General features: G+C 45.1%; 6 protein-coding genes. 2 read left to right on the forward strand and 4 right to left on the reverse strand.

The features are described 5' to 3' along the window. Positions 1–34: 34 nt before the first annotated feature. The 4 genes from AC21OH_RS03510 to nirB form a co-directional block, all read right to left on the reverse strand. A complete protein-coding gene (locus tag AC21OH_RS03510; RefSeq protein ID WP_491140070.1) occupies positions 35–13,627 on the reverse strand; it encodes an Ig-like domain-containing protein in 13,593 nt (4,530 codons plus the stop codon). 72 nt (positions 13,628–13,699) lie between these two features. After that, positions 13,700–14,602: an OmpA family protein gene (locus tag AC21OH_RS03515; protein WP_487371704.1), complete on the reverse strand. Its 903-nt coding sequence runs from the start codon at positions 14,600–14,602 to the stop codon at positions 13,700–13,702. Positions 14,603–15,133: 531 nt separating this feature from the next. Beyond that, positions 15,134–15,508 (reverse strand): nitrite reductase small subunit NirD, encoded by a 375-nt coding sequence (nirD, locus tag AC21OH_RS03520; RefSeq protein WP_487371309.1) that lies wholly within the window; start codon positions 15,506–15,508, stop codon positions 15,134–15,136. A 57-nt stretch (positions 15,509–15,565) separates the two neighbouring features. Beyond that, the gene (nirB, locus tag AC21OH_RS03525; protein ID WP_487371308.1) at positions 15,566–18,187 is read right to left on the reverse strand and encodes a nitrite reductase large subunit NirB; all 2,622 of its coding nucleotides are present in this window, start codon (positions 18,185–18,187) and stop codon (positions 15,566–15,568) included. A 408-nt stretch (positions 18,188–18,595) separates the two neighbouring features. Here nirB and AC21OH_RS03530 point away from each other — a divergent pair, with 408 nt between their 5' ends. Together AC21OH_RS03530 and AC21OH_RS03535 are read left to right on the forward strand one after the other, a co-directional pair. After that, positions 18,596–20,101: a NarK family nitrate/nitrite MFS transporter gene (locus tag AC21OH_RS03530; RefSeq protein WP_487371307.1), complete on the forward strand. Its 1,506-nt coding sequence runs from the start codon at positions 18,596–18,598 to the stop codon at positions 20,099–20,101. A gap of 188 nt (positions 20,102–20,289) precedes the next feature. After that, positions 20,290–22,812, forward strand: coding sequence for a bifunctional protein-serine/threonine kinase/phosphatase (locus tag AC21OH_RS03535; RefSeq protein ID WP_487371311.1), 2,523 nt, complete (start codon positions 20,290–20,292; stop codon positions 22,810–22,812). Positions 22,813–22,824 lie beyond the last annotated feature (12 nt).

Here is a 22,824-nt window from a genome sequence, read left to right on the forward strand (position 1 = left end):
TAGTAGATATCTTTAAATGTCATATTTAAAATCATTAACCCTGAATCACCTCAGTCAAGTTTTGAATATCTGCATAGACTTGGTTTTTGTTAGCATCAAAGAACAAGAGTTCATATTGCCACTGAGTTGTACCTACACCGTCATTGGCATCTTCAGCTAACACCTCAAATCCGTAACCATCAATAACACCATCTGCGTCTCGATTTACATCGAAAAGGAATCTGCCGTCAGAAGTAACTTGAGTAAATTCCCCGTTTTCATCCAAGAAACCAACATATTCAATCTCCCCTTGAAACGCGTCGTCTGCGAAGTTTATACCAGCTCGGAAACCGCTTTGTGGCACATTGTATTCTACACCAGTTTGGTCGTCATCAACACTTTGTGCACTAATAGTAGCGCCTGTATTACCCGCCTCATCTGTATTAGTAGCAGTAACCGTGGAGCCATCAAGCGCTCTATCTGAATTGATGACAACAACGGCTTCGTTTACCCCATCATCATTCAAATCAGTGTTATCAAGTACTATTGCAGATTGAACGACAGATGGGTCAGCAACAGCGTCTTGACCATCAAACGTAAGCCAGTTCCAATTGCCATCGTCTCCTCTAGCGACTGTCACCTCATGTGGTGTACCAATCAGACCTGTCTCTGGGTTATAGGATTCATCCGTATAGGTAAAGGTCATTAAATCTGTATCTGGATCAGTACTAGATTCAACTCGGACTGCACCTTGGCTTTCAACACGTACAAAGTTACCATCTTCATCAAAGATAATATTGGGTCTGGTGCGTGGAAGTATGACAGGGTCTGGTGCTGTTAAGTCAACTATTGCATTGTCTGATACTAAGGTTGAATTACCTGCAGGGTCTGTCAATGTTGCTGATACTTCTAATGTTTCACCATCTGCTGGTATGTCTGTCTGTACAGTAACCTTGCCTCCAGGTTGTATATCGGTACCTACGGTATATCTACCAAGCTCATTATTAGAATTATCAGTGATAACTAATTCATCTCCTGCTTCTGCAGTTATTGGGACTTCTACTTCAACACTAATATTAGTTTTACCATCAAGTTCTGCAATGTTTAAGAAGGCGTCATTGTTATTGTCATCTATTATGTTAATCATAGGCTCTTCAGGCGGTGTGGTATCAATCACAGCACTGTCTGAGCCAGTCGATGTATTACCTGTTTGGTCTGTCAGTGTCGCCTCAACCGATACTGTCTCACCTTCGGCGGGTACTGGGACTTGTATGGTGACTGTACCTCCACGTAAAACGGTATCACCAACTTCATAAGTGTAGCTAGTACCTAAATAGTCCGTAACCGTTAAGACGTCTCCGATTTGCGCATCTGATGGCACAGCTATTTCAACGTCTAGCTCAGTTTGACCATTAAGCTCTGCATTATTTATAAATCCATCATCAGGGCTATTGTCTTCAGTTATAGTGACAGTGGGTGAATAGCTTAACTCTGTAGCAACTTCATAAGCTTTAGTGGCGTCGATAATGCCTTGGTTACCAGCGGCATCGGTGGCGGTTACGCTGCCATCAATGGTGCTGTCTGAGTCAGCGGCAAGATCGCTGCCTGGTACGTCAATGCTATAGCTGCCATCAGCGGCAACGTTGCCTGTGAAGTCAGTACCGTTAATGGTGAGCGTAACGGTGTCACCTTCTTGGTATTCACCTGTTACGGTACCGGTGACTGGGATCGTTTGTCCTGATTCTTCGGCGTTGATGATGTTGTCATCTGTGATGTCATCTATAACTAATGTGGTTTCGCTGTCTGTTGGCGCTGTGGTGTCTACAGTGGCGCTGTCAGTTGCCGGATCACTGGTGTTACCCGCTTGGTCGGTGATGGTCGCTTGGGCATCTAGGGTGTCACCTTCTGCTGGGGCAGGTACTGGAACGATGGCTTCACCATTGGTGATGTCGTCGTCTGTTAGTACTTGCTCTACGCCATTAACTGTGACGGTGTCACCTGCTATCGCGTCATCAGGTAAGCCTACGGTAACTTCAACGTTGCCGTCAGCGTCAATCTCGTCACTTGTAATGAAGTCATCACCGTTACCAATCTCGACTAAGGTCGGTGGGTTGATGGTGGTGTCTACTTCATAAGCTTTAGTGGCGTCGATAATGCCTTGGTTACCAGCGGCATCGGTGGCGGTTACGCTGCCATCAATGGTGCTGTCTGAGTCAGCGGCAAGATCGCTGCCTGGTACGTCAATGCTATAGCTGCCATCAGTGGCAACGTTGCCTGTGAAGTCAGTACCGTTAATGGTGAGCGTAACGGTGTCACCTTCTTGGTATTCACCTGTTACGGTACCGGTGACTGGGATCGTTTGTCCTGATTCTTCGGCGTTGATGATGTTGTCATCTGTGATGTCATCTATAACTAATGTGGTTTCGCTGTCTGTTGGCGCTGTGGTGTCTACAGTGGCGCTGTCAGTTGCCGGATCACTGGTGTTACCCGCTTGGTCGGTGATGGTCGCTTGGGCATCTAGGGTGTCACCTTCTGCTGGGGCAGGTACTGGAACGATGGCTTCACCATTGGTGATGTCGTCGTCTGTTAGTACTTGCTCTACGCCATTAACTGTGACGGTGTCACCTGCTATCGCGTCATCAGGTAAGCCTACGGTAACTTCAACGTTGCCGTCAGCGTCAATCTCGTCACTTGTAATGAAGTCATCACCGTTACCAATCTCAACTAAGGTCGGTGGGTTGATGGTGGTGTCTACTTCATAAGCTTTAGTGGCGTCGATAATGCCTTGGTTACCAGCGGCATCGGTGGCGGTTACGCTGCCATCAATGGTGCTGTCTGAGTCAGCGGCAAGATCGCTGCCTGGTACGTCAATGCTATAGCTGCCATCAGTGGCAACGTTGCCTGTGAAGTCAGTACCGTTAATGGTGAGCGTAACGGTGTCACCTTCTTGGTATTCACCTGCTACGGTACCGGTGACTGGGATCGTTTGTCCTGATTCTTCGGCGTTGATGATGTTGTCATCTGTGATGTCATCTATAACTAATGTGGTTTCGCTGTCTGTTGGCGCTGTGGTGTCTACAGTGGCGCTGTCAGTTGCCGGATCACTGGTGTTACCCGCTTGGTCGGTGATGGTCGCTTGGGCATCTAGGGTGTCACCTTCTGCTGGGGCAGGTACTGGAACGATGGCTTCACCATTGGTGATGTCGTCGTCTGTTAGTACTTGCTCTACGCCATTAACTGTGACGGTGTCACCTGCTATCGCGTCATCAGGTAAGCCTACGGTAACTTCAACGTTGCCGTCAGCGTCAATCTCGTCGCTTGTAATGAAGTCATCACCGTTACCAATCTCAACTAAGGTCGGTGGGTTGATGGTGGTGTCTACTTCATAAGCTTTAGTGGCGTCGATAATGCCTTGGTTACCAGCGGCATCGGTGGCGGTTACGCTGCCATCAATGGTGCTGTCTGAGTCAGCGGCAAGATCGCTGCCTGGTACGTCAATGCTATAGCTTCCATCAGCGGCAACGTTGCCTGTGAAGTCAGTACCGTTAATGGTGAGCGTAACGGTGTCACCTTCTTGGTATTCACCTGTTACGGTACCGGTGACTGGGATCGTTTGTCCTGATTCTTCGGCGTTGATGATGTTGTCATCTGTGATGTCATCTATAACTAATGTGGTTTCGCTGTCTGTTGGCGCCTGAGTATCAATAACTGCACTATCTGAACCTGATGGACCTGCATTACCTGCTGGGTCTGTCAGTGTCCCTGTGACTTCTAGGGTCTCGCCATCTGCTGGAATAGGCGCAGTGACGGTGATGGTGTCACCGGCACTGGCGTCTACACCAATCTCGTAGCTGCCAAGCTCGTTACCCGCATTGTCGGTGACGGTCAATATGTCTCCGGCTTCGGCGTCCGTAGGTATGTCAACGGTTACGCTTACTTCGGTTTTATCGCCAACTTCTTCTGCGTCTAGGTAGCCATCGTCGTCAACATCGTCTGTGATGGTTACGGTCGGTGCGCTTGTAGGGGCAGTGGTGTCTACTACGGCGCTGTCTGAGCCTTCGGTGGTGTTGCCAGCGGCGTCGCTTAGTTCGGCGGTGACTTCTAGGGTTTCGCCTTCTTCTGGTACTTCTGCGCTGACGGTTACGCTGCCACCTCTGGTGATGTCATCACCTACGGTAAATGTGCCAAGCTCGTTTCCGGCTTGGTCAGTCACCACAAGGGTGTCTCCGATTTGAGCACTGTCTGGTACGCTGACGCTAACTTCTACTTGGGTTTGTCCGTTAAGCTCTTCGGCGCTTAGGTAGCCATCGTTGTTGCTATCATCGGTGATGACCACACTCGGTGCGTCTGGATTGGTTAGGCTGATACCTAGGGTGTCATTTGCGGTATTAGATTGGTTGCCCGCTGGATCTTTGACATATGCCTGTGCTTCTATGGCGGTGGTGGTGTCTGTGATCAACGCGTCCACTTCTACGTAGCCGTTTGTTAGCGCTTCTTGGGTGACTATGATCTCTTGTTCTTCACCATTGATGGTTAGGACGACGGTGTCTGCGTCTTCTGTATTCGCAGGTAGGCTTACGCGCACTGGCGTACTGTCTGGGTTTGCACTGTTCTCTGCGGTGTTTAGGGTGCCATCTTCATTGCTGTCTTCTGGGAAGCTGATGATTGGGGCACCTTTGTCGGTGGTGGCATCGTTGTCGTTGTCATCTGGGGTGCCATCGCCATCAACGTCGCCTGGTACGCCAATGTCAACACCAAGACTTTCTGAGGCGGTGTTTGATTGGTTGCCTGCTGGGTCTTTGACATACGCGTCAACTTGTATGTCTTCTACGTTGTTGTCAGCGTCTGGCTGTATGGGCGCATCAACGCTTACATAACCGTTGGCAATGTCCGCTTCGGTAATAGGCACTTCTTGTTCTTCACCATTGATGGTCACGACGACGGTGTCACCTGGTTCGGTGCCAGTGGGGGTGCTGATTTGCACCGGTGTGGTGTCTTTGGTGGCGCCGTTTTCTTCAACGTTTAAGATGCCATCTTCATTGACATCTTCTGGGAAGGTGATGATCGGGGCACCTTTGTCAGTGGTGTCATCGTTGTCGTTGTCATCTGGGGTGCCGTTGCCATCTGTGTCACCTGGTACGACGGTGTCTATTTCAGCACTATCTGTGTCAGATACGCTGTTACCTGCTGGGTCTGTCAGTGTCCCTGTGACTTCTAGGGTCTCGCCATCTGCTGGAATAGGCGCAGTGACGGTGATGGTGTCACCGGCACTGGCGTCTACACCAATCTCGTAGCTGCCAAGCTCGTTACCCGCATTGTCGGTGACGGTCAATATGTCTCCGGCTTCGGCGTCCGTAGGTATGTCAACGGTTACGCTTACTTCGGTTTTATCGCCAACTTCTTCTGCGTCTAGGTAGCCATCGTCGTCAACATCGTCTGTGATGGTTACGGTCGGTGCGCTTGTAGGGGCAGTGGTGTCTACTACGGCGCTGTCTGAGCCTTCGGTGGTGTTGCCAGCGGCGTCGCTTAGCGCGGCGGTGACTTCTAGGGTTTCGCCTTCTTCTGGTACTTCTGCGCTGACGGTTACGCTGCCACCTCTGGTGATGTCATCACCTACGGTAAATGTGCCAAGCTCGTTTCCGGCTTGGTCAGTCACCACAAGGGTGTCTCCGATTTGAGCACTGTCTGGTACGCTGACGCTAACTTCTACTTGGGTTTGTCCGTTAAGCTCTTCGGCGCTTAGGTAGCCATCGTTGTTGCTATCATCGGTGATGACCACACTCGGTGCGTCTGGATTGGTTAGGCTGATACCTAGGGTGTCATTTGCGGTATTAGATTGGTTGCCCGCTGGATCTTTGACATATGCCTGTGCTTCTATGGCGGTGGTGGTGTCTGTGATCAACGCGTCCACTTCTACGTAGCCGTTTGTTAGCGCTTCTTGGGTGACTGTGATCTCTTGTTCTTCACCATTGATGGTTAGGACGACGGTGTCTGCGTCTTCTGTATTCGCAGGTAGGCTTACGCGCACTGGCGTACTGTCTGGGTTTGCACTGTTCTCTGCGGTGTTTAGGGTGCCATCTTCATTGCTGTCTTCTGGGAAGCTGATGATTGGGGCACCTTTGTCGGTGGTGGCATCGTTGTCGTTGTCATCTGGGGTGCCATCGCCATCAACGTCGCCTGGTACGCCAATGTCAACACCAAGACTTTCTGAGGCGGTGTTTGATTGGTTGCCTGCTGGGTCTTTGACATACGCGTCAACTTGTATGTCTTCTACGTTGTTGTCAGCGTCTGGCTGTATGGGCGCATCAACGCTTACATAACCGTTGGCAATGTCCGCTTCGGTAATAGGCACTTCTTGTTCTTCACCATTGATGGTCACGACGACGGTGTCACCTGGTTCGGTGCCAGTGGGGGTGCTGATTTGCACCGGTGTGGTGTCTTTGGTGGCGCCGTTTTCTTCAACGTTTAAGATGCCATCTTCATTGACATCTTCTGGGAAGGTGATGATCGGGGCACCTTTGTCAGTGGTGTCATCGTTGTCGTTGTCATCTGGGGTGCCGTTGCCATCTGTGTCACCTGGTACGACGGTGTCTATTTCAGCACTATCTGTGTCAGATACGCTGTTACCTGCTGGGTCTGTCAGTGTCCCTGTGACTTCTAGGGTCTCGCCATCTGCTGGAATAGGCGCAGTGACGGTGATGGTGTCACCGGCACTGGCGTCTACACCAATCTCGTAGCTGCCAAGCTCGTTACCCGCATTGTCGGTGACGGTCAATATGTCTCCGGCTTCGGCGTCCGTAGGTATGTCAACGGTTACGCTTACTTCGGTTTTATCGCCAACTTCTTCTGCGTCTAGGTAGCCATCGTCGTCAACATCGTCTGTGATGGTTACGGTCGGTGCGCTTGTAGGGGCAGTGGTGTCTACTACGGCGCTGTCTGAGCCTTCGGTGGTGTTGCCAGCGGCGTCGCTTAGTTCGGCGGTGACTTCTAGGGTTTCGCCTTCTTCTGGTACCTCTGCGCTGACGGTTACGCTGCCACCTCTGGTGATGTCATCACCTACGGTAAATGTGCCAAGCTCGTTTCCGGCTTGGTCAGTCACCACAAGGGTGTCCCCGATTTGAGCACTGTCTGGTACGCTGACGCTAACCTCTACTTGGGTTTGTCCGTTAAGCTCTTCGGCGCTTAGGTAGCCATCGTTGTTGCTATCATCGGTGATGACCACACTCGGTGCGTCTGGATTGGTTAGGCTGATACCTAGGGTGTCATTTGCGGTATTAGATTGGTTGCCCGCTGGATCTTTGACATATGCCTGTGCTTCTATGGCGGTGGTGGTGTCTGTGATCAACGCGTCCACTTCTACGTAGCCGTTAGTTAGCGCTTCTTGGGTGACTGTGATCTCTTGTTCTTCACCATTGATGGTTAGGACGACGGTGTCTGCGTCTTCTGTATTCGCAGGTAGGCTTACGCGCACTGGCGTACTGTCTGGGTTTGCACTGTTCTCTGTGGTGTTTAGGGTGCCATCTTCATTGCTGTCTTCTGGGAAGCTGATGATTGGGGCACCTTTGTCGGTGGTGGCATCGTTGTCGTTGTCATCTGGGGTGCCATCGCCATCAACGTCGCCTGGTACGCCAATGTCAACACCAAGACTTTCTGAGGCGGTGTTTGATTGGTTGCCTGCTGGGTCTTTGACATACGCGTCAACTTGTATGTCTTCTACGTTGTTGTCAGCGTCTGGCTGTATGGGCGCATCAACGCTTACATAACCGTTGGCAATGTCCGCTTCGGTAATAGGCACTTCTTGTTCTTCACCATTGATGGTCACGACGACGGTGTCACCTGGTTCGGTGCCAGTGGGGGTGCTGATTTGCACCGGTGTGGTGTCTTTGGTGGCGCCGTTTTCTTCAACGTTTAAGATGCCATCTTCATTGACATCTTCTGGGAAGGTGATGATCGGGGCACCTTTGTCAGTGGTGTCATCGTTGTCGTTGTCATCTGGGGTGCCGTTGCCATCTGTGTCACCTGGTACGACGGTGTCTATTTCAGCACTATCTGTGTCAGATACGCTGTTACCTGCTGGGTCTGTCAGTGTCCCTGTGACTTCTAGGGTCTCGCCATCTGCTGGAATAGGCGCAGTGACGGTGATGGTGTCACCGGCACTGGCGTCTACACCAATCTCGTAGCTGCCAAGCTCGTTACCCGCATTGTCGGTGACGGTCAATATGTCTCCGGCTTCGGCGTCCGTAGGTATGTCAACGGTTACGCTTACTTCGGTTTTATCGCCAACTTCTTCTGCGTCTAGGTAGCCATCGTCGTCAACATCGTCTGTGATGGTTACGGTCGGTGCGCTTGTAGGGGCAGTGGTGTCTACTACGGCGCTGTCTGAGCCTTCGGAGGTGTTGCCAGCGGCGTCGCTTAGTTCGGCGGTGACTTCTAGGGTTTCGCCTTCTTCTGGTACTTCTGCGCTGACGGTTACGCTGCCACCTCTGGTGATGTCATCACCTACGGTAAATGTGCCAAGCTCGTTTCCGGCTTGGTCAGTCACCACAAGGGTGTCTCCGATTTGAGCACTGTCTGGTACGCTGACGCTAACCTCTACTTGGGTTTGTCCGTTAAGCTCTTCGGCGCTTAGGTAGCCATCGTTGTTGCTATCATCGGTGATGACCACACTCGGTGCGTCTGGATTGGTTAGGCTGATACCTAGGGTGTCATTTGCGGTATTAGATTGGTTGCCCGCTGGATCTTTGACATATGCCTGTGCTTCTATGGCGGTGGTGGTGTCTGTGATCAACGCGTCCACTTCTACGTAGCCGTTAGTTAGCGCTTCTTGGGTGACTGTGATCTCTTGTTCTTCACCATTGATGGTTAGGACGACGGTGTCTGCGTCTTCTGTATTCGCAGGTAGGCTTACGCGCACTGGCGTACTGTCTGGGTTTGCACTGTTCTCTGTGGTGTTTAGGGTGCCATCTTCATTGCTGTCTTCTGGGAAGCTGATGATTGGGGCACCTTTGTCGGTGGTGGCATCGTTGTCGTTGTCATCTGGGGTGCCATCGCCATCAACGTCGCCTGGTACGCCAATGTCAACACCAAGACTTTCTGAGGCGGTGTTTGATTGGTTGCCTGCTGGGTCTTTGACATACGCGTCAACTTGTATGTCTTCTACGTTGTTGTCAGCGTCTGGCTGTATGGGCGCATCAACGCTTACATAACCGTTGGCAATGTCCGCTTCGGTAATAGGCACTTCTTGTTCTTCACCATTGATGGTCACGACGACGGTGTCACCTGGTTCGGTGCCAGTGGGGGTGCTGATTTGCACCGGTGTGGTGTCTTTGGTGGCGCCGTTTTCTTCAACGTTTAAGATGCCATCTTCATTGACATCTTCTGGGAAGGTGATGATCGGGGCACCTTTGTCAGTGGTGTCATCGTTGTCGTTGTCATCTGGGGTGCCGTTGCCATCTGTGTCACCTGGTACGACGGTGTCTATTTCAGCACTATCTGTGTCAGATACGCTGTTACCTGCTGGGTCTGTCAGTGTCCCTGTGACTTCTAGGGTCTCGCCATCTGCTGGAATAGGCGCAGTGACGGTGATGGTGTCACCGGCACTGGCGTCTACACCAATCTCGTAGCTGCCAAGCTCGTTACCCGCATTGTCGGTGACGGTCAATATGTCTCCGGCTTCGGCGTCCGTAGGTATGTCAACGGTTACGCTTACTTCGGTTTTATCGCCAACTTCTTCTGCGTCTAGGTAGCCATCGTCGTCAACATCGTCTGTGATGGTTACGGTCGGTGCGCTTGTAGGGGCAGTGGTGTCTACTACGGCGCTGTCTGAGCCTTCGGAGGTGTTGCCAGCGGCGTCGCTTAGTTCGGCGGTGACTTCTAGGGTTTCGCCTTCTTCTGGTACCTCTGCGCTGACGGTTACGCTGCCACCTCTGGTGATGTCATCACCTACGGTAAATGTGCCAAGCTCGTTTCCGGCTTGGTCAGTCACCACAAGGGTGTCCCCGATTTGAGCACTGTCTGGTACGCTGACGCTAACCTCTACTTGGGTTTGTCCGTTAAGCTCTTCGGCGCTTAGGTAGCCATCGTTGTTGCTATCATCGGTGATGACCACACTCGGTGCGTCTGGATTGGTTAGGCTGATACCTAGGGTCTCACTTGCGGTATTAGATTGGTTGCCCGCTGGATCTTTGACATACGCCTGTGCTTCTATGGCGGTGGTGGTGTCTGTGATGGGGGCGTCCACTTCTACGTAGCCGTTAGTTAGCGCTTCTTGGGTGACTGTGATCTCTTGTTCTTCACCATTGATGGTTAGGACGACGGTGTCTGCGTCTTGTGTGTTCGCAGGTAGGCTTACGCGCACTGGCGTACTGTCTGGGTTTGCACTGTTCTCTGTGGTGTTTAGGGTGCCATCTTCATTGCTGTCTTCTGGGAAGCTGATGATTGGGGCACCTTTGTCGGTGGTGTCATCGTTGTCGTTGTCATCTGGGGTGCCATCGCCATCAACGTCGCCTGGTACGCCAAGGTCAGTGGGGGCGGTGTCACTTCCTGAGCCAATCTCTTCGTCTTCAGGGTTTTTAACGATGGCACTGACGGTGGTGTCTCCATTTTCTACTGGGGTGACCGCTACGGTGATACCATCTTCTATGTTATCTTCTGTGAGTTCTACTTCTGTTGTTTCTCCATCAGGTCCGGTTACTTGTAGTTTGTCACCTGGTAGATATCCACTATCTTCTGGGAAGGTGATCTCTACTGGGACTTGTCCTGCTTCATCTAGGTCTTCAGGATTGATGTATTCGTTGTCACCTGTGGTAATTTCTACGTAGGGGCCATTTAATGGGTCACGTGAGCTGGTTGCTTGTGAGCTTGAGGTGTTGCCATTTTCGTCACTGTTTGAGGCGATAACTTCTGAGAAGTCTTTGACAGCATCGTAATGCATGTCGACTTCACCAGTTTCAGGGTCTACTGTGATACCTTCAGGTAGTGTTGTGCCTGGTTTGGGTGCCCAGCTGCCATCTTCTGCTTTTTCGATCTCAATTTTCTGTTCTTGATCGTTTTCGTCTGTGTAATCAATGGTTAGTTCTACCGCATCTTCTTCGGCAGGTTTAACGGTCATTGATCCATCAGCTTCTGGTATGATGGTGGGCGCAGGGGGTGGGGTTAAGTCTTCTATGTCGTTACCTGCAGTAGTTTCTGAGCTTGATGTTCCGCCTTCATTGCTGTTTTCAGCTTGAACATTTGAGCCATCTTCTACGGCGTCAGGGGGTAATGTGACAGTACCATTTTCAGGATCTACAGTGACACCTGGTGGCAATTCAGTACCTTCAGTTGGTGCCCATTCACCTGTTTCTGGATCTTTTTCGATCTCTATGCTTTGCTCGTTACCTTCTTCATCTGTGAAGTCGACTTTACCTTTGTCGGCATCCTCAGATGGGGTCATCTCGACAGAGCCGTCAGGCTTAGCATCAAGGGTGGGTGCGTCTGGCGCAGTAGTGTCTACTATGTCATTACCTGCAGTGGTATCAGCACCAGCAGACCCTTTGTCGTTACTGTTTTCAGCTTCAACAGGTGAACCATCAAGTACGCCGTCAGGCGCTATGGTGACATTCCCAGTCTCTGGATTTAATGTGACTCCTGGTGGTAATTCAGTACCTTCAGCGGGTACCCATTCACCTGTTTGTGGATCCTTTTGTATTTCAACTTTTTGAGGTTGATTGTCTTCATCAGTAAAATCAACGGTTGCATCTGTTGCGTCGTCAGATGGTGTCATATCTATTGAACCATCTGGATTTGCTACTAAATCTGGGGCGTTTGGACCGATATCATCAGTATTGGGGTCATTATCACCTGCTGTTACTTCTGAGCTTGAAGATCCATTGTCGTTACTGTTTTCACCTGTAACTGTTGAACCATCTTCAACACCTTCTGGTGGTATGACTACTGTACCTGTATCAGGGTCTACGGTGACACCTGGTGGCAATTCAGTACCTTCAGTCGGACCCCATTCGCCTGTTTCTGGGTCTTTTTCGATCTCTACGGTTTGCGCGTTACCTTCTTCATCTGTGAAGTCAACTTTTGCATCAGTTGCTTCATCAGATGGGGTCATCTCGACAGAGCCATCAGGCTTAGCTATTAAGTTAGGTGCATCTGGTGCTGTTGTATCTTCTATGTCGTTACCGGCAGTAGTTTCTGAGCTTGATGTTCCGCCTTCATTGCTGTTTTCAGCTTGAACATTTGAGCCATCTTCTACGGCGTCAGGGGGTAATGTGACAGTACCATTTTCAGGATCTACGGTGACACCTGGTGGTACGGTATCAGGATCTACTGGCTGCCATTCGCCTGTTTCTGGGTCTTTTTCGATCTCTACGCTTTGCTCGTTACCTTCTTCATCTGTGAAGTCGACTTTTGCATCAGTTGCTTCATCAGATGGGGTCATCTCGACAGAGCCGTCAGGCTTAGCATCAAGGTTAGGTGAGCTTGGAGCAATTGGAGATTCAAGATCATTACCTGCATTGGTTTGTGCTGAGGAGTCTTTGCCAAAGTTGTCTTCGTTTGTGGCTTCTACTACTGAGCCGTCTTTGACTGAATCAGGCGATAATGTGACTTTACCGGTTGCTGGGTCTACGGTCACGCCTTCTGGTAATGTGGTGCCCTCTGCTGCGCCCCATTGTCCATCGTCTCCTTTTTCTACCACAACTTGCTGCGGCTGATCATTTTCGTCTGTGTAGTCTACGGTCATCTCTACGGCGTTTTCATCTACCGGTTCTGCGGTTACTGAGCCGTCTTCAAGGGCGATAAGGTCTGGGGTGATTGGGTCAGTTAAGTCACCGGTTACGGTCGCTTCTTCTCCAATTTGATTACCGCTGTCATCTTGGGCGATGACGTCATATTGAACGCCGTCTTCTAGTGGTTTGTCTGATTCTGCGGTAAAGTTGCCATTGCTATCGGTGGTTCCTGTTCCAACGATGTTTGGCTCTCCGTTTTCATTAAGTACGGGGTTGCCAGCGCTGTCAAGTTCTACTATGACGATGTTGGTATTAGGCTGTGCGGTTCCGGTTATGAGGGTGCTACCATCCGGATCTTGTTCGCTAGGTTCTATGTTCTCTAGTGTGTCCACTAAAACGTTTGCTACTGGCGCAGGTGCAGGCGCAGGTGTATCATCATCGTCATCATCAAGCGCAGCAGCTATCAAGCCAATACCCGCTAGACCTGCAAGCCATGGCCAAATACCAACGCCTTCTTGATCAACACCAATCCACCATGGCGTAGGTTGGGGGCTGCCTCCTAAGGCTTGACCCTCTAATTCTCCATCGGTTAAATTAGTAACATAATCTTCAGCTAATGTTGTGTCAGGGATATAGTAGTAATAAGAACCACTTTCATGCTTACCAATTAAAGCACTGTTATCGTCGTTGTAAAAGCCTTCGATAACTAAATCGGCTTCTTTGTTGTCTTTATCAAAGGCTACTAATAAATCATTGCCTTGACGCTTAGTCACTATATGATGAGGTGCGAAACCTGTTTCCTCAACAGTTAGCTCATAATTGACGTTTTTAGCTGCTTTAACAACAGTAGGTTTTCCATTTTGAGTGATGATTTTATGTTGGGCGACTATTTGAGCTGCGTCATTTACATTAACAATGATGGTTTTCATAAAAGTATTCCTTTAGACCTAAGACGATGTAACTTTAATTGGTTGTAATAATTTATAGTTTAGATATTTATATTATTTTGGCGAGACGATAGCGACTACACGTCTATTTGTCTGGCGACCCTCTCTAGTACTATTAGAAGCCACAGGTTTACTTTCACCATAACCGATGCTGGTAAGACGATCGGGACTAACACCGTAGTTTTTGACCAGCTCATCTCTCACAGCAGCTGCACGACGCTCTGATAAACCCTGATTATAATCTTCAGTACCCGTACTGTCTGTATGACCTTCAATACTAGCAATGGTATCTGGATATTCGCGCAAATATTCTGAAAGTTTCTCAATTCTTGCATTGTATACAGGCTGAATAACAGCTTTATCAAATTCAAATAAAACGTCTAATCTGTAAGGAACAAATAGTTCAACTTCTGGAACTACCTCAACAACCTTAGTAGCAGGCGGACAATTAACCTGAACACGACTAACTTGATGGTTTTGAGTGGGTAGTGTATTAATGAAATCTACAACATTCTGGTCATTAATATTAGCCGTTGGAGAAATAGGTGAGACGACAGTCTCATTCTGATCACTAACACTTACCTGGTATAAATAACTCAATTCGCCTTCAGTATTAACAAGCATAGGATTATAAGACAAGTCATTAGATTTGTTGCCAGTCACTTGCGTGCTAATCGTATGTTCACCCGTACAAACTAGGAGGTTAGTGACATGCCCAGAACCCAAACTAACATGATAATCAGAATCAACTGCTAAATTGGCGTTAGTTTCAGGTGATAAATTATCTTGTAAGCGGAAAAAAACCAGATGACTCATGTTATCTGGTACATTTTTATCCGCAAAGTTTGTTTCCCTTGAAGTATCCCAAGTAATCTCACCTACTTGACGTGTTTCAGCATTTAAGCCAGTTGAAATTGCAATAGATAAGATAAGTAATGACTTTTTAAATAACTTCATCAGAGTGTCCCAGATATGAAAAATTAGCGATATCCTATCACTTTAAATTTTTATTGACTTGTCTTTAAATCAAGCGATAGATTATTAAATTTAGGTTAAGCTATTGATATTAAAAGAAAAATATTTTATTCAATATAAATAAATATGACGTTAACTAATACTTAAGGAAATATGAACCTATATAAATACATTATAACTTTTTTAAAAAAACAATAAAGACGTAATATCATTAACAGGGGGTATATTTACATTTAGATACATTTAAAGAGTCATTAAGATATTAAGGGCTTTTGACTCAAAACTAGTTTAGAGATTAAAATATATTTTTGTTAGCATTGCTACATTCCAACATTTAAAATATTAGCTATTTAAGATAAAAAAAGTGTTTAAAATCAATATTTAATAGGTTTATAATCACTAGTGATATAGTATAAAAACGATAAAAGGCGAGCTAAACTCACCTTTCATTGAATATTAGGTCTATTAAACATTAACCGCATATATATTCAGTAGTAACCTGAGTTTAAGGGGCTAAGCAGCGACTAGTTGATCCAAACATAATAAAATCTCACCATCAACAAGCTTCAAAGGATAGCAGTCAAGTTTGACGCTATCATCATCTAAGCAAGCTCCAGTAGCCAAATTAAAGCGCTGTTTGTAAATAGGCGATGCTATATAGATGATTTCTTCATTTACTAACTCTTCATCTCGTTGAACCTTGACCACTGTACTACCCAACAAACCGCGCGATAGTACATTTGCTTTGCTAAAGGGATCAAAGTTATCTATGGCGAAAACTTCGTCAAAACGGGTGCGAAATATGGCTACCTGTTTGCCATCAACTAAAGCGCAAACTCCGCCCTCGGGTATAATGTCTTCAAGTTGGCATATATATTGAGTCGTCATAATATTTTCCTTAATCAATTTTTTGATCTGTAAATTTCAACTGCATTGAATAACCACTTAAGCTATAACAGCCTCTAAAGCTTCTTTCTCGACATCAGTTGCTGGGCGAATTTGTTCTCGTTCAGTCACAAAAACGACATTATCATCACCTAGTTCACTATTAACAAAATGACGGAAACGCTTAAGTTTCTCTTTATTGGTAATGGTTTCTTTCCACTCGCAAACATAATTGTCTACTAGCAGCTGCATTTGAGTTTCAAGCTCGTCTGCGATACCTAAGCTGTCTTCGATGATGACGTCTTTTAGATAGTCCAGTCCACCCTCAAGGCTTTCTCGCCACTTGGAAGTACGCTGTAGCTTATCAGCAGTTTTGATATAAAACATAGTGATGCGATCGATGTATTTAATCAACGTTTCCGTATCTAAATCGGTAGCAAATAACTCACCATGACGCGGCACCATACCGCCGTTACCACAAACGTATAGGTTCCATCCATTTTCTGTCGCTATTATTCCAAAATCTTTTGACTGCGCTTCAGCACATTCGCGGGTACATCCAGACACACCCATTTTAATTTTGTGAGGTGCACGAACGCCTTTATAACGATTTTCAAGCGTTAATGCTAAGCCTACGCTGTCATCAACACCGTAACGGCACCAGCTATTACCCACGCAGGATTTAACCGTTCGTAAAGACTTACCATAAGCGTGTCCAGTTTCGAATCCAGCTTCGATTAATCGTTGCCAGATATCAGGTAGCTGCTCAAGTCGAGCGCCAAATAAATCAACACGCTGACCACCAGTAATCTTGGTATATAAGTTAAAATCTTTTGCAACTTCACCCAATACAATAAGCTTGTCCGCTGTAATCTCACCACCTGCAATTCTTGGAACAACGGAGTAGGTTCCATCTTTTTGAATATTGCCTAGATAGTAGTCGTTGGTCTCTTGAAGAGGCGCAAGTTTAGTATCTAAGACATAATCGTTCCAGCAAGAGGATAAAATAGACGCTACCGCAGGTTTACAAATTTCACAGCCACGCCCTGTACCATGTTGTGTTAATAATTCATCAAATGTCTTAATACCGTGTACACGCACTAAGCTATATAGCTCTTGACGAGAATGAGCAAAGTGTTCACATAAATCGTTATTAACTTCAAAACCCATGTCAGTTAATTTATAAGCCAATACATCTTTAACCATGGGAGCACAACCACCACAGCCTGTACCAGCTTTGGTACAGCTTTTTACTTCTGCAAGTGAATAAGCACCGTCTTCTACCGCCCCGCATATGTCGCCTTTGCTGACATTAAAGCATGAACAAATAGCTGCTGTATCTGGCAGGTTATCAACACCCATCGTAGGTTTTTCAACATGAGGAAGGATCAAACTTTCAGGATGATCAGGTAAATCCATATTATTCAAAAACAATTGTAATAGGTTGTTATAGTCCTCGGTATCGCCTACCATAACCGCACCTAGAAGCTTCTTATTGTCTTGACTGGTTACAAGCTTTTTGTAGATACCCTCATTAGGGTTTTGATAAACATAGCTCAAACTGCCTTCAGTTTTACCATGCGCATCACCAATACTACCCACATCAACACCCATAAGCTTAAGTTTGGTACTCATATCAGCACCTATGAAGGTTTTTTCGGTATCACCAGCGATTTGAGCGGCGCAAATACTCGCCATCGTATAGCCTGGTGCGACTAAACCGAAAACCTTATTGTCCCAGACTGCACATTCCCCTATAGCATAGACGTCACTTGCATTGGTCTTACAACTGTTATCAATTAATATACCGCCGCGGCCACCAAGTTCAATGCCAGTATTTTCATTATTTTTGATAATGCCGTCTTGAGGTCTGATACCAGCGCTAAATACAATTAAATCGGTGTCAAGCTCGGTATCGTCAGTAAACTGCATAGTGAGAACGCTGTTTTTTTCTAAGCGTAAGTTGTCAGTATGTTTTTGATGAATGTCATGATTTAAAGAAATAGAATTGTTTGCAATTATTTCTTTTGTATTTTTACCTGTTAATACGGTTACTCCTAAAGCTTCAATTTTCTTTCTTAGGATATCTCCGCCCGCTGGGTCTAGCTGGACGCCCATAAGTTGTGGCGCAAATTCAACAACATACGTGTCAAGACCTAGCGTCACTAAAGCTTTTGCAGCTTCAAGCCCTAGCAGACCACCTCCAACCACAACACCTTTTTTAACTTTAGGCTTATCAGCAATCTCTAGGATTTTGTCCAAATCTGCGATAGTACGGTATACCTGACAATGAGAATGATCCCCCCCTTCAATAGGTGGTACAAAAGGATAAGAGCCTGTCGCTAACACTAATTTGTCATAGTCTATTTTTTCGCCGAACTCTGTTGCTATAAACCGTTTTTCACTATCTATATCAATAATACGTTGGTTTAAATGCAGCTTAATGTCGCCATTTTTGTAGGCTTCTAAATCGACAAGGTTAAGTTTGCTGGCATCTTTATGTTCAAAATAACTTGAAAGATATACTCGATCATAAGCGGGACGATCTTCTTCTGCGAATACATGAATGTCATAGAGTTTGTTTAAACCAAGTTCTATCGCTTTTTCTATAAAGTGGTGACCAACCATGCCATTACCGATGACCACTAAATTGTTTTTGTCTGAACCTTGAATCTTACTCATATTTAACTTACTCGCATTATTAATGAAATAGGGTGGTTGAAATCGACTGATCAAATTTAAAGACGGTATTTGTAAAACAGTATTACAACATCTAAATTAGTCAATATCTATTGCCTATATATATACATTCAATAATCATGCCAGTTAAACAAATAGTTTTAATATATGATTGTAAATATAAGTCGGTACAATAAATTAACTCATAGTAATGAATTAATAGGCATTAAAAGGTTTTGATCTGAAGAATGAAAGTGGCTATATAAAATTTGTATTTAAATAAAAACTTAAATATTTATTTAAAATTAGTAAGTTTTTAAAGGATTTAATTTATATGGCATAGGGATTGCAAGAACTAACCTGTATCAAATTGTTAGTTTATATCTTTTGAATATCTTAAGGAACAGGTTTATGTCTTCTGCAACCCCAGTACCACCCAGCAAGGATAAGTTAAATGTCTTATCTTTTACAGGTAAAAACAAAATTCTTCATTTAGGATGGATGGCGTTCTTTTTAACCTTCTTTGTCTGGTTCAACCATGCCCCCTTCTTATCTGCCATTGGGGAAACTTTAAACCTCACAAAACCTCAAGTTAAAACCCTATTAATTTTAAACGTCGCTTTAACGATTCCAGCCCGAGTCATTATAGGTATGCTAACCGATAGATTCGGACCTCGTATTGTCTATACTTGTATTTTAGCGCTAGGTGCCATACCCTGTTTTACATTCGCATTTGCACAAACCTATGAAACACTTGCATTATCGCGCTTTTTAATGGGCTTTATTGGTGCAGGTTTTGTCGTGGGTATTCGCTTAATGAGTGATTGGTTCCCATCGAACGAATTAGGTACCGCAGAAGGCATATATGGTGGCTGGGGTAATTTTGGTTCTGCGGCTGCTGCGATGCTATTACCGACGCTTGCTATTGGTTTTGCAGCATGGTTCGGCGGTGATGAAGGCTGGCGTTATGCTTGTGCAACATCTGGCGTTGTTATGGCAATTTTTAGTATTATTTTCTATACCAAAGTTCGTGACACCCCTAAAGGTGCAACGTATTTCAAACCCAAGAAGAACGGCGCCATGACGGTGACTTCAAAAGGTGACTTTTGGCTAATGATGGTATTTAAGATACCGATGTATCTTGCGTTGGCAATTTTGGCATGGAAATTATCACCTACTGGTGTAAGTTTGTTAAGTCAATCCACAGTCAACATTATCTATATTCTATTAGCCATACTGTATGTTTATGAGTTCATTACCAGTTACCGTCATAATAAAGAGGTATTTCATACAGAAGTACCAGAGGCACAGCGTTATGACTTTAAGCAAGTAGGTGTGTTAAATATTCTTTATTTTGCAACTTTTGGCTCAGAGCTAGCTGTTGTATCAATGTTGCCATTGTTCTATCAAGAAACGTTCGACTTATCTATTGTTGCTGCAGGTTTACTCGCGTCTTCATATGCGTTTATGAACTTAATGTCTCGTCCTGGTGGCGGGTGGTTGAGTGATCGATTTGGTCGTAAAAGTACATTACTTATACTTACTGCTGGACTTGCCGTTGGTTATTTCTTAATGGGTATGGTTAATTCAGGTTGGCCTATTGCCATGGCGTTAATCATTACTATGTTCTGTTCATTCTTTGTTCAGGCAGGTGAAGGCGCTGTGTTTGCAGTAATTCCTTTAATCAAGCGCAGCATGACAGGTCAGTTTGCAGGGATGGCAGGCGCTTACGGTAATACAGGCTCAGTCGTTTATTTGACCGTATTAAGCATGGTGAGCTATCAAGCTTTCTTTATAGTCATAGCAGTAACCGCAGTGGTTGGATTCATAGCATTATTCTTCTTGAAAGAGCCATCAGGGGTTATATTAGAAGAGATGCCCGATGGGTCATTTGCAGAAATTCAGGTTAGCCATTAAGTAACATTAAGCATTAATGTTGCCATTCAATATGAATAAGCATTAATAAATGAAACCTAATGCCATACCATATGAGATATAAAGTGACATCACTTTATGTCTCATAAAATATTTTAATAGTGCAAACTAAGGCGTTTAATATAAAAACGCCTCTTATATCGCTATAAAGACAGGAGTTAAACGTGTCAATGGATAGTGACTTAGCTAGATCAGTTAGCTTAGATTCAAAAGGCTTAAACCATATTAGTAATAGTGCTACCACTAAGACTATTACCCCGCATATTCAAAATAAAATAAGTAATACCCCAAATTCAAGCCTACCCACTGCCAGTTGGTGGATCGATTTCTGCACCATGTCAGGTCATAAAAGAGAAAATCAGGACAGCATCCTAGTAACAACGTGTCTAGTAAATTACGCAAACATTTTTAAGACGACATTTAAGTTAAATAAATTAAATTCAAAACTTAGTGATTTAAAACCCTATTCAGACATCGCACATCAAGTCAAATCCCAACAAGACAACGCACGTCAATTCAAATCCCACCAAGACAAAGCCCAACAAAGTAGCACACATAAAACCTGCCAGCTTATCAAGCGTGAACAATTACCAGTATTGACCGTATTGGCGGATGGTGTAAGTGCTTGTCAATTTCCGAAAGCGGCGAGTCGACTCGCAATTGATACTTTCACAAAGCATTTAATTAGTGAGCTAGATAAGATATTTCAAGAGTGGATGACTGAAGCTAATGAAAAACGTGAAGGTATCGATACACAAATTAAAGATTTAACAGATATTTTGGACAATTATAAAGTGGCTGCGGCTATCAAACACGCTGTGAATAGTGCAAACGATGCCATGTATTTTTCACAAGCTTATCAACGGGTTGCCCCATTATTATCAACCTTATCTGGTGTTCTATGCATTGGAGATTGTGTGCATGTGTTCCATACAGGGGACTCTAGAATATATAGAGTCAATGCAAGTAGCTTTACTATACTCACTACCGATCACCGAATAAATCACGGGCAAGATAAAGGCGCATTATCTGCAGCCCTAGGCGCTGACGCAACTGTTAAACTACAACAAAAAGTATTCACTTTGCACCAAAATGAATATTTAGCTCTCATGACAGACGGTGTATATGAGTTTATTGATCCTATTGAATTGCAATACAAATTAACTTCTAGCATAGAGTCATTAACAAGTAATGTTGATGCCAATATGTCTCTGCTTAATAGTATTAGCCAAGATGTATGTGATCATTCATTGAATGAAGGCAGTAATGATAATTTAACGATGATTTACTTAGGCATGGGAAGTTTAAATTTTGAGTCACTCTCTCACACTCATCTATCTAGCCCTATGAATGCTAATAATATAAAAGCTAATAATATGAATACACATAAAAGCGTATCCAATGAAAAATATTCATCTGAGCCTAATTTTTCCGAGCTATCTTCTGATTCAGAGAACCAAACCGAAATGACTAATATTTCTGAAACTGAGTCTCAGCCTAAGCCTAAGTTTAAGCCTAATACCATTAATGGTACTGAAAACTTGATCAGTTCGGACAATCACAATTTAAATAATTTTAAACAATTTAAGATTCCGACAGGATTTGAGGAAGGAGAATATATTGATGGCTTTGAGATTACAAAAATAATTTCGCGAACAGCGCGTAGCGAAGTTTATTTAGTAAAAGATAATGACGGACATGATTATGTTTTAAAATCTCCGAGTTTAAGAACGGTAGATGATGGTAATTATTTACGTGAGTTTTTAAAAGAAAGAAAAATAGGGCTGAGTCTGTCAAAGTACAAACGAGCAGGGGAGACGGCGCACAATCAATTAAATCCGAACCAATTAAATCCGAATGTAGATGCCAAACCACACTCATCAATAAATCAAACCAGCAATAATCGTTCACATGGTGGCATTTCTAAAGTCTCAAATTCTGGTATGTCTGGTTTAGGCGCTTCATTAGGCGCTTCAGGACTGCTTCGCTATTATCCTGTTCCAGCAAGATCTGAATACTTATACCATTTAACAGAATATATAGAAGGTGAAAGCTTAAGAGTCTATATGACTCGTAACGGACCCTGTGATGTGTGGCAAACCTTCGACTTGCTAACCAAAATCAGTATGGCGGTGCGAGTGATGCATCGTAATTATTTGCTACATCAAGATATTAAACCTGAAAACATCATATTAACCAAAACTGGATCAATCAAATTAATAGACTTTGGTTCAGCAGCATCTTCAATTATTAAAGACAATACTCGCCCGCCAGTAGGCGATTTACATTATGCTGCACCAGAATATTACACTGATGCACCCAAAGGAGTGCATTCTGATCTATTTTCAATTGCTGTTATCGGTTTTGAGTTATTAACTGGTTTATTACCGTTTACGTCTCAAATGCTCATGAACGCAGCTGATGATATGGTCGTTCCAACTCACCTACTCAGGCAGCATAAAGTTCCAGATGCTACTCAACAAGCTCTACTAAGAGCATTACACCGAAACATAAATGCACGATATCAAGCTATTGGCGAGTTTTTACAAGATTTTGATCCTGATAATAATTCCTCTTTTAAGGAGCCTGAGCCTTTAATTAAACGAAACCCATTATTGTTTTGGCATGGCATTTGCTTGATACAGGGTATATTTATAGTTTTTTTACTTATTAAATTTCTACCATTAATTTGATCCATTTTTAGT

The sequence above is a fragment of the Psychrobacter sp. CX10 genome (genome assembly GCF_057621575.2).

Bases quoted from the DNA above. Each gene is read 5' to 3' on its own strand.
- AC21OH_RS03515 (WP_487371704.1), bottom strand. From the start codon at position 14,602: ATGAAGTTATTTAAAAAGTCATTACTTATCTTATCTATTGCAATTTCA.
- AC21OH_RS03510 (WP_491140070.1), bottom strand. From the start codon at position 13,627: ATGAAAACCATCATTGTTAATGTAAATGACGCAGCTCAAATAGTCGCC.
- nirD (WP_487371309.1), bottom strand. From the start codon at position 15,508: ATGACGACTCAATATATATGCCAACTTGAAGACATTATACCCGAGGGC.
- nirB (WP_487371308.1), bottom strand. From the start codon at position 18,187: ATGAGTAAGATTCAAGGTTCAGACAAAAACAATTTAGTGGTCATCGGT.
- AC21OH_RS03530 (WP_487371307.1), top strand. From the start codon at position 18,596: ATGTCTTCTGCAACCCCAGTACCACCCAGCAAGGATAAGTTAAATGTC.
- AC21OH_RS03535 (WP_487371311.1), top strand. From the start codon at position 20,290: ATGGATAGTGACTTAGCTAGATCAGTTAGCTTAGATTCAAAAGGCTTA.